The organism is Brenneria corticis (genome assembly GCF_003115855.1).
Classification (GTDB): Bacteria; Pseudomonadota; Gammaproteobacteria; order Enterobacterales; family Enterobacteriaceae; genus Brenneria; species Brenneria corticis.
This window is the reverse complement of record NZ_KZ819097.1, coordinates 40,033-53,641: the sequence shown is the minus strand read 5'-3', so window position 1 is coordinate 53,641 and position 13,609 is coordinate 40,033. Positions and strand designations below refer to the sequence as shown.

Here is a 13,609-nt window from a genome sequence, read left to right as displayed (position 1 = left end):
ATAAAACAAGAACCCCACGGAAAATGTGGGGTTCGTCAGCAATCTGAAATCCACGCGGTTGCGTGGATTTTTTTGTCTAATGAAGGCATAGCCAAAATTGAGTACATAATGACACCTTCTTAGCTCTCAACGGGAATAATAGAAATATGGCCGTTGCGCTCCAGAATGGCATATTTTATTTTCCCCAACTCCGTAAATCGGGATTCTGTTTGTCATCCATATCGGCAATGCGGACGCGGGTGTCGATATCGTGATTGAAGCCACCGGCTTTTTTACTGAACGTGAAAAAGCGGCGGTGCATATCCATAGCGGCGCCGCCAAAGCGCTGGGCAAGGTTATTCCCGAACGCCGCCCTTCTTTAGCGCACCGATCGTTGCGTTCCCGCCAGCAGCATCAGCAGTACGCATACCAGCATGGCCGCCGCCAGGTTGTAAAGCATTCCCGCCACAAAAGCAGAGGCGTATTGTCCGGCATGCGCCTCTGTTTCCCCACTCATGGCAAGCGCCGCGCTGAACAGTATGCCGACAACCGCCACGCCAAGTGCTGCCCCGACTTGCTGCACGGTCGAGATCACGCCGGACACCATACCCGCCTGAGCCTGTTCGACGAAACCCAGCACCAGATTCAGCAGCGGCGTCATGATCAGGCCTTGGCCGATACCGACCACTATTAACACAGGAATCAAACTTATTGGCAGTAATCCGCCCCCAGCCGACCAGACTTGCGCGATCAGCAGACTCAGCGAGGCGGCATAGATCAGCGCTCCCACTACGATGGCCGGTGCGCCCCACCGTGCCACAAGACGCGGCGCAGCCAGCGACGCGACGACAAAACCTACGCTGCACGGCGCGAAGATGCTCCCCGCCAGAAATGGATCAAGCCCCAGCCCAGATTGCAGCAACAATGCAAAACATAAAAAGAAGGAACTGGCCGTCGAATAAATCAACAACACCAGCAGAGCGCCCAGCACAAAGCGTCGCTGTCGCAGCAGGCGCATGTCCACCAACGGAAGACGGCCTGATGCCCGCCGCCATTCCTGGTGCTGGTAGAAAGCCGCAAGCAAAGCCGCTGAGACGCCTAAGGACAATAGGCTCCAGGCCGGCCAGCTTTGTCCCGGCCCCTCGATCAATGGCACCAGCAAGAGCGCCAGTCCGCTGCTGACCAACAATACGCCAGCCCAATCCAATGCTGGTCGTTGGGCCGATCGGGACTCGGGAATATAGCGGGCCGCGCCGATGGCGAACAGGCCGATGGGAACATTGATAAGGAAGATGGTGCGCCAGCCTAGCCCGAACAGATCGGCGTATACCAGCCACCCGCCCAGCACCTGTCCGGCGATGGCGGCCAATCCCAGCGTCATACCCAGCAGGCTGAAGGCGCGGCGGCTGTCGTTACCGTTGAAGTTGACGCGGATAGAGGCATAGACCTGTGGGAACAGCAAGGCGGCGGCCAGCCCCTGCAACACCCTTGCGCCGATCAGAAAGCCGGCACTGGGCGCCAGCCCGCAGAGTGCCGAGGCCAGGGTAAACCCCGCCATGCCAACAATGAACAAGCGGCGACGTCCAAACAGATCGCCCAGCCGTCCGCCGGTAATCAGCAAGACCCCAAAAGCCAGTTCATAGCCGGCCACGATAAAGCCAATCTGTGCAAAACTGGTTCCCAGGCCGACCTGCATACTGGGGATGGCCACATTGACCACGAACAGGTCGAAGATAGTGACGAAACCTGCCAGCAGCAGGACGCATAAACCAAGCCAAGGCGCGCTTTGGGAAGTCCTGGCGACTATCGGTGAAAGGCGGATATTTGAGTTCATCTTGCATCTCCGAGCTAGTGACGCGATCATTCTCAAATGCTTTTTAAACAATTACAATTTAACCATTTATGCTATTACTAAAAGCAACGAGGTAAACATGCGAACGTTGGAGCGAACTCGTGACGACCTGGCGGCTTTTTTGCGCACACGCCGCGAGCGGCTGAATCCTGCCGACGTGGGGTTGCCTAGCGGCGGGCGACGGCGCACGCCAGGGCTTCGTCGGGAAGAAGTGGCGGCACTCGCCGGTGTCGGCCTGACTTGGTACACGTGGTTGGAACAGGGGCGTGACATCGGCGTGTCCGCAACATTCCTTGATAATCTGGCACGCGTGCTCAAACTTGACGTGGCCGAGCGCCGTCACCTATTCCTGCTGGCGCACGAACGTCCGCCCGCCGAGCCAGGCAAGACTTGGTGCGTAGTGCCGCCGCTGGTGCGCCGCCTTATGAACGATCTGGCCCCGCATCCAGCCTACGTGCTCAATCTGCGCTGGGACGTGCTGGCCTTCAATGAGCCTTCCAACACGCTGTTTGGCTTCGAGAGACATTCCCCCGAGCGACGCAACCTGCTTTGGCTGCTGTTTACCGATCCGCATTTTCACGAGTGCTTTGCCGACTGGGAAGAACAGGCGCCGCAGATGCTATCGAGTTTTCGCCGCGATTTCGTCCGTGCGCCACAGGAGTCCGATATCCATGAACTGGTGGACGAACTGGAACAGGTATCGCCAGAATTCAAGCTGTGGTGGCGGCAGCACGACGTTCACGCTCCTTGCAGCGGTGTGCGCAAACTGCTGATCGACGGCCATACCCAACCGTTTGATCACACCTCGCTCACCATTGACGAAGACCGGCATTTGCGGTTGGTGGTGTATGCCCGGCAGCAGGAGGGATAGTTGCAGCGCAGGCGACCGACCAGTCAATCGTTCACGCAGACGGAACAAGGCGATGATGCAGAAAAATACACCAGAGAAAACCGGCCAGATGCGGGCGGCGATTGCGGCTTTGAGGGGCGTCCTTGGGGACGCGCTGCTTGCCGTGTATCTGCACGGTTCAGCGGTAATGGCGGGGCTTCGGCCTCAGAGCGATATCGACCTGCTCGCCGTTGTCGACCGCGGTATAAGCGACGAGCAGCGGCGTTGCCTGCTAACGGCCCTGCTGCATATTTCCGCTCGCCATCCCGCGACGCCGGGAGGCCCCCGCAGCGTCGAGGTCATGGTATTTCGCCAGTCCGACCTGCTTGAGGTCTCTTTCCCGGCACGAGTCGAATTCACTTATGGCGAATGGCTGCGAGATAAGTTCGAGGCAGGCGCAACGCCAACGCCTAACCGCGATCCTGAATACACGCTGGTTCTCGCCCCGGCCCTTACCAGGCGCCCTTTTTCCCGCAATATTTTGATATTGCGTTCCACGGTGCGCCGGTTCACACCTAACTTATGAGCCAGTTGAACAATGGTAATCGTCGGGGTTGCCGCGATAGCGGCCAGGTTCCGTTGGGCGGACGGGGATAAATCCCCTGAATTTTCTACCGACATTTGTACCGGCGTTTCTACCGGCATGGCGACGGCATAAGCCTGCTGGGCATCGATACCTTCAGCCAGTGCTTCAGTCAGTTTTTCCAGCATAAAAGCGATAAATAACGTGCAGTTACCGGCGCGATCGCATTCTCTCAGCACCTGATAATACGCCTGCTGCTGATTGTGGATAAGCGTTTCCACCGGCAGCCATGCCAGTTCAGCGCGCCATCCACAAAGGATTGTTGACGATCGATAAAGATCTAATCGTTGCCGGAAGATGCGCCGTGAAGGATATGTCGCAAAAGCCGATTGACCTCGGCGGCCGAAATCGGTTCGTCTTCCAGCAGGGCTCTTGCGCAGATACCGTCCGCCGCCACCACCACGCTCTGAATCGTCAAGGGATCCCGGGTATGCTTGCCGGCGGCGCGGGCGACCAGATCGCGCCAGTGCCTGGCGATGGGTCGTAATGCCGGGCGTCTCGCGGCCTGTAGGGTGAGTTCGTGCTCCGCCAGCGCCCTTCGGCGCCCTGCTCCGCTGGCGTCTGAAATCATCTCGGAGATGCCGTCAATCTCATCGCCGCCGCTTTCGATAAGCGCTTCCAACTGCGCGGCATATTCCGCCGCCGCCGCCGTCAGCGCGGCGAGCAGCAGATCATCTATGGTCGCGAAGTAGTAGATCGCCGAACTGGCGGCAACGCCCGCCTCTTTGGCAACGCTGCGGTGCGTCACGCCGGAAACGCCTTCGCGTTCCACAACGGTCAGCGTGGCGGCGATCAGTTTTTGACGCCGGGCATCCCCTCTGGCCCGGCGGCCGTCTTTATTGACGGCGGACGCGGTGCTCACTGTTTTGCACCCAGTTCAAGCGAGAGGACGCCGCCGATCACCAGCACGATGCCGACTATTTGTATCCAGGTAAGTTTGTCGCCAAGGAAAAACGCGCCGATAAACGCCACGGAAGCTACGCCAAGCGCCGCCCAGACGGCATAGGCCACGCCGATGGCCATGCCGCGGTTCAGCACCAGAGAAAGCAGATAGTAGGCTCCGATAACGCCGACAATCGCCAGCAAGGTTGGCAGGGGCTTGGTAAAACCGTTAGAAAAGCGGGTCGCCAGCGCACCCATGATTTCCGAAGCAATCGCCGCGGCCAGAAGAAGGTAGGTCATTAATGCGCTCCATGTAGTTGAACTAATGTTCAAGTATTGTTATTGATGATTACCCTGCTGTCAATCACGGGGGTGAACTATACTGATTTATTATTCCTGAAACAGCGGCCTATCATGAACACCAATAGCGGGCCTTTATGGTCCGCGCAAACAAATAAGCTTTTATTATCCGGCTCCGGCGTAGATATCAGGCAGATTATGATCCTGACTTATACCGACTGTTTCCTCGGGGACGTGGTGAAATTATTGGAGATGCTGACCTCCCTTAATTCCAGCCAGCCATGTTTATCCGCGGCAAAAATAGAGTACGTCACTCATATTTATTCTTTATACGGCGGTTTAGTTTCTTCTCCCGCAACCGCCCTGATGAATATGGAAACTCAGGCAATGCAGATCTCCCGCCCGCTGGATATTGATATACTTATTATTGCGCACGGCCCTCAACAGGCAATATCCACCCCGCCGGACGCGATTGTTAATTGGTTACGCACTATCTGCTCCCAGTCACGCTGCGTCGTCGCTCTCGGCGCCGGCATTTTCCTGCTGGCCGCCACCGGATTGCTGCATCAACGAACCGTGACCACCTATTCATCCCTGATAAGCAGGCTGATAGCCGGATACCCGACCCTACGGGTGAAAAAGAGCGCCGATTTTCAAAGAGACGGCAAATTCTATACCACCGGCGAGCGCATCAATATAAAAGAAATGGCACAGCTTTTATTACGTTCCGATCGCGGAGAAAACGGCGACGATAGCCGGCGGGTGGAATCCTCGGTATCCACGGCCTCATGCCCGTTAAATTCCTTTTTCACCCGCCCGCAATCCATCGCCTATCGCGTCATTTTCTGGTGGCTTACCCATATTGACGAGGATTTGAATATGGCCCACTCCGCCGATTTTTTAGCGATGAGCGAACGCAGCTTCCGGCGTCATTTCAAACTACAGACGGGCTATTCACCCTCGTTATTTTTATTATTATTACGCCTTGAACTCTCCCGGCAGGCGTTGATTGACAGCGACTTGCCTATTGATAAAATCGCCCGCCGCTGCGGATTACTCGACGGGCAACAATTAGCCAGAATATTCAGGAAATTTATCGGTACTTCTCCGCATCTATATCGGGAGACAAACCAGCAGGAAAATTTCGCCGCACTCCATCCTGCGTATGGCGATTTATTTAATGCGCGCGTCTTGCCGGAATGGCTATCCCGTTTTTTAGCCAGAGTAAGTTCGGAAAAAAGACAGTCTATCCTGATCTATTTACAACGCCAGTCTACGGTCGCGCCGCTATAAGGCGCCTAAAAAAGGATTACGCCGTCCCTTGCTTTTATCAGCCGGTTTGTTATTGGCCGGTTTTGCAGTATATAAGGCCGGATATGAAGCGGTTTCGCCCCAATATTCCCTTGAGTAACTGTTAAACTACCCATGAGAAATGGCTCCCTTGTTTTTACGCCAAATCCATTCAGTTCCCTTTTGCGTTTTCAAGGCCTCCTTATGTCCAATAAACTATTAATTAAAATGACCGTGATCTCTTCGCTGTGTCTCGGCGGCGTGGTAGCAGCTCCAGCGCTTGCCGCTACGGCAACCACCAATATGGCCGTCAGCGCGACCGTTGTCGCCGCCTGTACGATATCAACCACGGCTCTCGCCTTCCCCGATTATTCAGGCGTAGCGGTTGATTCCACCGCCACCCTGTCGGTACTTTGCTCTAACGCCGCGCCTTATACCGTAGGGCTTGGTGCGGGTACGGCGGTCGGGGCCACCACTGCCCTGCGAGCGTTGACCGGCTCGGTTGCCGGGTCAACGCTGAACTACGGCCTGTATCAGGAAGCCGCGCATACCACCAACTGGGGCGATACCATCGATACGGATACCGTGGCCGGAACGGGCACCGGGGAGACACAAACGCTGACCGTGTATGGTGAAATTGCCGCGAATCAGCTTACCTCCGCCGTCGGCACCTACTCGGATACCATCGCCGTTACCGTCAACTACTGATATAAAGGTCAGCGACTATGCCCCGTAATAGATTCATATTCAGGGCGCTGATACTTGCAGGCCTGTGGAACATGGCGCCACAGGCCTTCGCGCAAGCGCTATCCATTGTTCCGATCAGCCAGGAGCTGTCAGCCAATAAACGGGCCGCCAGCTTTACCCTGACCAACCACGGCGATAAAAATACCCAAATCCAGATCCGCAGCTACGCCTGGACACAAACGGTTAACGGCGACAGTTACCAAAGTACCGCCAGGCTGGCGATCAGCCCGCCTTTCGCCACCATTGCCCCGGGTAAATCCCAAACCATCCGCCTATTGTTACGCGAGCCCGCCGGCCAAATTGAAGAGGCTTATCGGGTCATCTTTGACCAAATTCCGGACAACAATAAAAATAAGGTCGAACTGGCGTTGCGTTTTACTATCCCGGTATTTTCCAAACCCCCGGTCGCAACCGCGGCGGATGTCCGGTGGCGGGTTGAAAAACGCCAGGATCATGCCTTATTGATCGCCGTTAATCATGGCCTGCAACATGCCGTGTTGACCAATATCTCGCTCAACACCGACAACAACGTCAAGCTTCGACTCAAGGGGCCGGGGCTGCCTTATATTCTGGCGGGCAGCGAACGTCACTGGCGGATAGACGATCGCTCACATCGGTTAAATTCCGGCGTGCGCCTGCGCCTGCAGAATCCCGGCGTTACGGGTCATGCCGATCGGTGGTTGACCGTGGGTAGCAAAGATTGAATGTGGCCTGTAACCGGGTGGGATTATTTTGGGGCATGATCGGCCTGTCCTGCTCAGGGTTAAGCGGCATCGCCTGGGCGGAAGATCCCGTCAGACAAAACCTGTTGCTTAACGTGGTGGTGAACGGGCAACAACGCGCCGGCGTTGATGATTTTGTCGAAGATAACGGAGCGCTGTTCGTTACCGCGACGCAGCTCACCCGGTTGGGACTGATCCTGCCCCCCTCTTCGACCGCCACGGGTGATGAATTGGTCGACCTCGCCACTATCCGCGGCTGGCGCTACCGGTTAGACAGTGAAACGCAAACGCTCCATCTTCAGGTTCCCAATCAGAATCTGGTCGCGCAGCAGTTGAACGCGCCACAAACGCCGGACAGCGGCGCAGTTGCGCACAGTGATAATGGCGCGGTATTCAATTACGACACCCAAATAACCCGCTATGACGGGCAGCTCAGCGATAGCACCACGGGCGATTTACGCTTGTTTGGCAATTACGGCGTGTTTGAAACCAGCGCCGTGCGGACACACAATCCTTACCTGCGCCGTACCGTGCGGCTAAACAGCACCTACACTATTTCCGATGTGGAAAAACTGCGCACCTACCATGTCGGCGATTTTATCAATAGCGGGTTACCCTGGACCCGGCCAATCCGCATGGCGGGTATGCAGATGACCACCAATTTCGGCCTGCGCCCGGATCTGGTGACCTTTCCCCGCCCCGGCATCACCGGCGAGGTCGCAGTGCCCTCTTCGGTTGATATTTACATCAACGGCATCCATCAGTTGTCCAGCCGGGTAGAGCCTGGCCCCTTTGAGGTCACCCAGCTACCGGTGACCAGCGGCGGCGGGGAGATCGCGATGGTGGTCAAGGACGCCAGCGGCCGGCAAACCCGACAGACGCTGCCTTTTTATACCGGCGCGTCGCTGCTGCAAAAGGGGCTGGACTCGCTGGCCGTGGAAACGGGGATGGTGCGTCGCCGCTACGCCACCCGCTCCAGCGATTATACCCAGAGCGCCGCCGCCCTGAGCTATCGACGCGGCATCACCGACGGGATGACGTTGTCCAGCCATTTCGAAGCCACCGAAAAGCTGACCATGGGTGGGATCGGCGCCGATCTGTTGCTCAGCCGCCATGGCATACTTTCCGCCTCGTTGGCGACCAGCCAGTTCGGCAGCCGGCAGGGCAACCAATACGGGCTGGGGTTTTCCCATCTTCTGCCGGCGATGAACTACGGCTTCAGCATTCTACAGGCGGATAAAAATTTCTATGATATCGCCGCCGCCAATGACGACGCCATGCCGGGCACCACGCTGCGCGCCAGCATCGGCTTTCCCGTACCGCCGGGCAACGGTTCGTTCAGCCTGATTTACGCCAAGAGAATGGTCAATTTTTATAATGACTATGACTTAACGTCGGAACGCATCGCCACTTCAACCTTGTCGGCCACCTACTCGGCCTCGCTGCCTTATGATTCCTATGGCTATATCACCGTGCTGCATGATTTTGATAATGACCAGGGAAGCGGCATTTTTGTTGGTTTCGCCATCCCCTTCGGTCGCAGAGCCACCGTCAGCGCCAATAGCAGTATGAGCAACGGTAATCACCATCAGACCGTACAGGCGCGGCAATCCGCGGTACAGCGCGGTGATATCGGCTGGAAAGTCGCCAATCAGAGCGGTAGCCGGGCCCGGCAAAATATGGCGTTGGATTACAAATCCCCATGGGGATTGATTGGCACCGAGGTCGAACGCAGCAAAGAGGGAAATGCGTTTCGCGCCAGCGCGCAAGGGGCGATTTCCACCCTTGGCGGTCATTTTTTTGCGTCGAATACCATTTATGACAGCTTCGGCGTGGTAGAGACCGATGGCTTACCCGGCATTACCGTGTTGCAGGAAAACCGTCCTCTGGGCAAAACCGACCGCAACGGCGTGATGTTTATTGAGCAACTCAACGCCTATGAAAATAACCGTCTGTCGATTAACCCTAACGACGTGCCGATGGATGTCTCGCTACGCTATACCGAACTCAACCTCACTCCCGGCGATCGCGCCGGCATTCTGGCCAAATTTCCCGTTCGCCGCAGCAACAGCGCCACCATCCGGCTGATTGACGCAAACCATCAGCCCTTTCCTCTGGGCAGTACCGCCGTCCTGAACGAGAACGGCGTGCAGCAGGTGGTTGGCTATGACGGGATTGTTTTCTTTGAAAACCTGGTCCCGCATAACACGCTGGACGTACAGCGGAATGAACAGCCCGACTGTCGCGTCGAGTTTGATTATCAGCCTCAGGCCAACGCGATTCCTGAAATCGGTCCGTTGATCTGTCATAGCGGAGAAAAACCATGAGATTAACCGCGTTATTGTGCGTACTCGCCCTGCTTCCGGTAAAAGCGCTGGCCTACAGCTGCGCGATCGACGCCACGGCGTTAAGTTTCGGCGCCATAGAAGGAATTACCGGCGTCTCACAGCAAAGCACCGCCACCCTCACGGTGAAGTGCCAGGCGGATACCGGCGTGGACAGCGTCGTCAGCTATCAGATTATGATTGACGGCGCCGAGACGGGCGGACAGCGCCAAATGACCGCTGGAAATAACACCACCAATTACCAGCTGTATACCTCGAGTAATTACCAGCAAATCTGGAACGGCAGCAGCGGAGCGCTGACGGACAGCTACACGCTGACCGCCAACACCAGCGAGACGCGCACCTATACCGTTTACGCCCGAATGGCGCCCTCTTTTCAGGATGCGCCAGGGACATATATCGATACCCGAAGCGTAAGTCTGCTGTATTAGTTGAAGGGTATGCGCCCCACTTTAATGGGGCCGGTCAATACTGTCAGCGCCGCTATGGACGCTTAAACGTAGACGTTGATCTGATTGGTCGCCGTCGGGCGATTAATGCCGTCCGCCGCGGGGGAAATAATATCGGCGGCGCTGTCGTAGCCGGTTGCCTGACCGCGTCGCGACTGTAGCGTGGAAAGCTGCTGGCGTAGCGTTTCGATTTGCGCTTCCAGCATTTTAGCCGCCAGACGCGAGGCTTCATTATCCTCGGATGTACCGGCAGAAGCGTCCTGGTTATCTTGCCCGGCTAACGACTGCGCCCGGGCAATCCTTTGTACGTAATCGTGGCTGTTTATAGGGTTATATGGCACTGAAGAAAATGTGCTGATAAGGTTCATTGTTCTTCCCTCCATTCATCCGCCTGCTCAAGAACTACTTTGAGTATAGGACAGTTGAACGCCGGGGGGATTTAAGGTTTTGTCTGAAAAAACGGCGCCCGGATAAATATCAACACAGCTTAAATGCCCCATTGGTTAGCGATTGACTCGCTAAATGGTTGCGCGAAAATAAAAAAACAGATTACAGACCAATAAACAAAGGAAATTTAGTTTTGAGATTGAAACTCCTGGCTTTTATCCTCTCCGCGCCTGTGGCCTTTGCCGCTGTGGCCGACGCTGGAGATGGTATTTTTACCGCTGAGAAGGTTAGCGGCGAAATTGGCTTAGGCACTCTGAGCGGCAAGACCAAAGAGCGCGTTTACGATGCAGACGAGGGCGGCCGCAAGGTCAGCCAGCTCAACTGGAAATACAATAATGCAGCAATCGTAAAAGGCTCCCTCGACTGGGATTTAATACCCTGGTTATCGGTTGGCGCTTCGGGCTGGACGACTATCGCCAGCCGTGGTGGATACATGGAAGATACCGATTGGCAGGATGAAAACCAGAAGGAATGGACAGACCAGAGCAGGCACCCCAACACACGCTTAAACTACGCGAACCAGTTCGATATCAACGTTAAAGGGTGGTTGTTAAACGAACCTGCTTACCGCCTCGGCGTGATGGCCGGCTATCAGGAGAGCCGCTACAGCTTCAAATCTACCGGCGGCACCTACAACTACACTGACGAGGACACCGGTTTACCGGATATCGGGGCTTTCCCGGCTGACATCAAGGGAATCGGCTACAAGCAGCGCTTTAAAATGCCGTACATCGGCCTCGCAGGTAGCTACCGCTATGAGAGTTTCGAGTTCGGCGGTGCCTTTAAGTACAGTGGCTGGGTGCGCACGTCTGACAACGACGAGCACTATCTGAGAAACACTACCTTTAAGGCGAAGGTAAAGAACCAGAATTACTTCTCTCTCGCCGGCAGCGCCGGTTACTACGTGACGCCGAACGCCAAAGTTTACGTAGAAGAGATCTGGAGCCGCACAACGAACAAGAAAGGCAGCTTATCCGCTAACGATCGCGATCAGGGCACCACGGATAGCGCAGCGAACAGCAGCGGTATCGAGAACTATAATTTTATGACGACGGTCGGTCTGAAATACGCTTTCTGAGTCAGTTAGCCGGGCTACTCGTCCGGCTTCTCCCTGGCCCTGGAGCCGGAAATTCAGCGTATTCATCCGCTATCAAATTTCCGCTGAAAAGCACAGAGCAATTTCGCTACAGCTTTCGCAGGAGGGCGAGCGGCAGATCAGTTCGCCCTCCTGCGCCAGGCAAACCTGGCGGTAGAAAAATTTTTTCCACCGCATATTGTTCGCATTCATGGCGATCAGCGGCGCAAAACAGGTTGCCATCATTTCGCGTAGTTCCGCGCGCGACGATAGCCCTAAATCCTGCCACAGATGATTGAACCCCATCGACGCGCCGGCGACCAGTTGGTGCATCGGAGCGGCGTCCGGCGCCATATATTGCCTCAGCCAGTCGGCGAGCTGTTCACACTCCTGACGGCGCGGCATCAGCAGGCGAGCCAATAGCTCATCCTGTTGCTGTAAATGCCGCGGACGCGGCGACGACTCGGATAAGCCTACCCGCAACAGCAGACTGCACCAGGCGGCGTCATCCAGATTCATCCGCGTCGGGAAGCGGGCCAGGCCGCGCAGATGATTGCCGACCAGGACGCGCAGCCATGTCTCCGTCGTCCGGACGATAACCATTACGCCACCCCCTTGCGGTCGACCTGCGGCGCAACGCGCTCAGCGCGCCACCGCTCAAGCGTTTCGCGCACCGGCTGCCATGCGCCGTTGACGTAAGGCTCGATGCCCGCGGACTCCAGCCGTTGCCAGGGCGCCAGGCCGATACGCGCGCAAAATACCGCTTTGACGTCCGCCAGCAGCGCGATGACCCGGTCGAGCCGCTCGCCCGGGTCCTCCTCCCCGCAGTCGGCCGGCCCCTGGCAATAGCGCTGGGTAAAGCGCTCCCCCAGCGCAATGATGCCGGCCTGGGAAATACTGAAGATATGAAAACGATCGACATGCCCGAAATGCTGGTCGATCACCTCTCCCTTGCCGGTCGCCACCGCCACCAGACAGGCATCGGGCTCTTCGGACTCCCCCTGCGACGCGATGCTGGCTTGAATACTTGCCCGGCGAAACAGCGCCGGCAGCAAGGGCTCATTTTTTTCCGGCAACGAAGCCAGCGGAAATTCCTGACTGCGGTCGTCGCCCAGCATGCCGATCGCGTCGGCACGGCACTGGCTACAGTGGGCCATCTGCGGCATGTGCTGGCCGCACCGGCCGCGTACCTCGCTCAACTCTTCGCCGTCTGGCTCGCGTACGCCCTGCAAACCAAACTGCGTGCCGTGCTCCGGCCGTGAGATCAGCGGCATAACATTGTGCAGCACCGCCCCCCACTGGCGAACCTGCAAACTGACCTCGTTCAGGTGCCGCGCGTTGATCTCCGGGATCAGCACCGAATTCACCTTTACCATGACGCCGCGCTCGGCCAGCTTGCGGATGCCCTCGCCCTGCCGCTCGATCAGCAGATCGGCGGCAATGCGCCCGTGCAGTTTGTCCCCTTCATACCACAGGTGGTGATAAATCTTTTCCGCCACCACGGCGTCAATGGCGTTCACCGTCACGGTGACGTGGTCGACCCCGATATCAACCAGCCTGTCTACCACATCGGGCAGCATCAGCCCGTTGGTCGACAGGCACAGTTTGATATCCGGCAGTTCCGCGCGCAGCCCTTCCAGGGTGTTGAACGTGCGGGCGATATTGGCCAGCGGATCGCCGGGTCCGGCGATGCCGATAACCGCAAGCTGAGGGATTTGCGCGGCAACGTACCTGGCTTTGGCTATCGCCTGTTGCGGCGATAACAGCTCGGAGACCACGCCGGGCCGGGACTCATTGCTGCAATCATATTTACGGTTGCAGTAATTGCACTGCAGGTTGCAGGCCGGCGCCACGGCCAGATGCATGCGCGCATAGCGGTGGTGCGCCAGCGGCGAGTAGCAAGGGTGGCGGGACACTTTATCCGCCTGCAAAGGCGTAAAGTGCGCCCTGTTCATCGGCCCGCATGCGCGTCGGCCTGAAAATGATGCGTTGTCTGCCATAGGCTTAATCCCCGGTAATGAGCGAACCTCGTCTCATTTTCTGCAAAGG

General features: G+C 56.9%; 14 protein-coding genes and 3 pseudogenes. 9 read left to right on the top strand and 8 right to left on the bottom strand.

Annotation, left to right across the window (positions count from 1 at the left end; translation table 11 throughout):
• Positions 1-119: 119 nt before the first annotated feature.
• A pseudogene (locus DDT56_RS24875) lies at positions 120-194 on the bottom strand (DUF421 domain-containing protein); the annotation flags it as partial.
• 47 nt (positions 195-241) lie between these two features.
• On the opposite strand from DDT56_RS24875, the pseudogene DDT56_RS24870 reads away from it, so the two are divergent.
• A pseudogene (locus DDT56_RS24870) lies at positions 242-323 on the top strand (hypothetical protein); the annotation flags it as partial.
• Positions 324-358: 35 nt separating this feature from the next.
• Here DDT56_RS24870 and DDT56_RS21410 read toward each other — a convergent pair.
• Positions 359-1,813, bottom strand: coding sequence for an MFS transporter (locus tag DDT56_RS21410; protein ID WP_136168409.1), 1,455 nt, complete (start codon positions 1,811-1,813; stop codon positions 359-361).
• Between the two features lie 97 nt (positions 1,814-1,910).
• Between DDT56_RS21410 and DDT56_RS21405 the strand changes: the two genes are divergently transcribed.
• Complete coding sequence (locus tag DDT56_RS21405; protein WP_136168408.1) at positions 1,911-2,702, top strand: helix-turn-helix transcriptional regulator; 792 nt, start codon at positions 1,911-1,913, stop codon at positions 2,700-2,702.
• A pseudogene (locus tag DDT56_RS25080) lies at positions 2,680-2,961 on the top strand (hypothetical protein); the annotation flags it as partial. The gene DDT56_RS21405 and the pseudogene DDT56_RS25080, both read left to right, overlap by 23 nt.
• A gap of 119 nt (positions 2,962-3,080) precedes the next feature.
• On the opposite strand, the gene DDT56_RS24865 reads toward DDT56_RS25080, so the two are convergent.
• The 3 genes from DDT56_RS24865 to DDT56_RS21390 all read right to left on the bottom strand — a co-directional run bounded on the left by DDT56_RS24865 (position 3,081) and on the right by DDT56_RS21390 (position 4,485).
• Positions 3,081-3,341, bottom strand: a complete 261-nt coding sequence (locus tag DDT56_RS24865) for an HTH domain-containing protein (RefSeq protein ID WP_246856845.1) — start codon at positions 3,339-3,341, stop codon at positions 3,081-3,083.
• Between the two features lie 242 nt (positions 3,342-3,583).
• Complete coding sequence (locus DDT56_RS21395) at positions 3,584-4,165, bottom strand: TetR/AcrR family transcriptional regulator (protein WP_136168407.1); 582 nt, start codon at positions 4,163-4,165, stop codon at positions 3,584-3,586.
• Positions 4,162-4,485 (bottom strand): DMT family transporter, encoded by a 324-nt coding sequence (locus tag DDT56_RS21390; protein WP_136168406.1) that lies wholly within the window; start codon positions 4,483-4,485, stop codon positions 4,162-4,164. The genes DDT56_RS21395 and DDT56_RS21390 overlap by 4 nt, the downstream gene beginning before the upstream one ends.
• 198 nt (positions 4,486-4,683) lie before the next feature.
• Between DDT56_RS21390 and DDT56_RS21385 the strand changes: the two genes are divergently transcribed.
• From DDT56_RS21385 to DDT56_RS21365, 5 genes are all read left to right on the top strand, one after another.
• A complete protein-coding gene (locus DDT56_RS21385) occupies positions 4,684-5,778 on the top strand; it encodes a helix-turn-helix domain-containing protein (RefSeq protein ID WP_168197664.1) in 1,095 nt (364 codons plus the stop codon).
• Between the two features lie 201 nt (positions 5,779-5,979).
• Complete coding sequence (locus DDT56_RS21380) at positions 5,980-6,483, top strand: Csu type fimbrial protein (protein ID WP_136168404.1); 504 nt, start codon at positions 5,980-5,982, stop codon at positions 6,481-6,483.
• Between the two features lie 71 nt (positions 6,484-6,554).
• Positions 6,555-7,226: a fimbrial biogenesis chaperone gene (locus tag DDT56_RS21375; RefSeq protein WP_168197663.1), complete on the top strand. Its 672-nt coding sequence runs from the start codon at positions 6,555-6,557 to the stop codon at positions 7,224-7,226.
• A 2-nt stretch (positions 7,227-7,228) separates the two neighbouring features.
• Positions 7,229-9,571 carry a fimbria/pilus outer membrane usher protein gene (locus DDT56_RS21370; protein ID WP_246856844.1) on the top strand — a complete coding sequence of 781 codons (2,343 nt, stop codon included), beginning with the start codon at positions 7,229-7,231 and terminating at the stop codon, positions 9,569-9,571.
• A complete protein-coding gene (locus DDT56_RS21365; RefSeq protein ID WP_136168402.1) occupies positions 9,568-10,020 on the top strand; it encodes a spore coat protein U domain-containing protein in 453 nt (150 codons plus the stop codon). Before DDT56_RS21370 ends, DDT56_RS21365 begins: the two co-directional genes overlap by 4 nt.
• Before the next feature lie 62 nt (positions 10,021-10,082).
• On the opposite strand, the gene DDT56_RS21360 is transcribed toward DDT56_RS21365, so the two are convergent.
• Positions 10,083-10,406: a hypothetical protein gene (locus tag DDT56_RS21360; RefSeq protein WP_136168401.1), complete on the bottom strand. Its 324-nt coding sequence runs from the start codon at positions 10,404-10,406 to the stop codon at positions 10,083-10,085.
• A gap of 212 nt (positions 10,407-10,618) precedes the next feature.
• Here DDT56_RS21360 and DDT56_RS21355 point away from each other — a divergent pair, with 212 nt between their 5' ends.
• Positions 10,619-11,563 carry an omptin family outer membrane protease gene (locus DDT56_RS21355; RefSeq protein ID WP_136168400.1) on the top strand — a complete coding sequence of 315 codons (945 nt, stop codon included), beginning with the start codon at positions 10,619-10,621 and terminating at the stop codon, positions 11,561-11,563.
• Between the two features lie 72 nt (positions 11,564-11,635).
• Here DDT56_RS21355 and DDT56_RS21350 read toward each other — a convergent pair whose 3' ends face one another.
• Together DDT56_RS21350 and nifB are read right to left on the bottom strand one after the other, a co-directional pair.
• A complete protein-coding gene (locus DDT56_RS21350) occupies positions 11,636-12,163 on the bottom strand; it encodes a nitrogen fixation protein NifQ (RefSeq protein WP_136168399.1) in 528 nt (175 codons plus the stop codon).
• Positions 12,163-13,560 carry a nitrogenase cofactor biosynthesis protein NifB gene (gene nifB, locus DDT56_RS21345; protein WP_136168398.1) on the bottom strand — a complete coding sequence of 466 codons (1,398 nt, stop codon included), beginning with the start codon at positions 13,558-13,560 and terminating at the stop codon, positions 12,163-12,165. The genes DDT56_RS21350 and nifB overlap by 1 nt, the downstream gene beginning before the upstream one ends.
• Positions 13,561-13,609 lie beyond the last annotated feature (49 nt).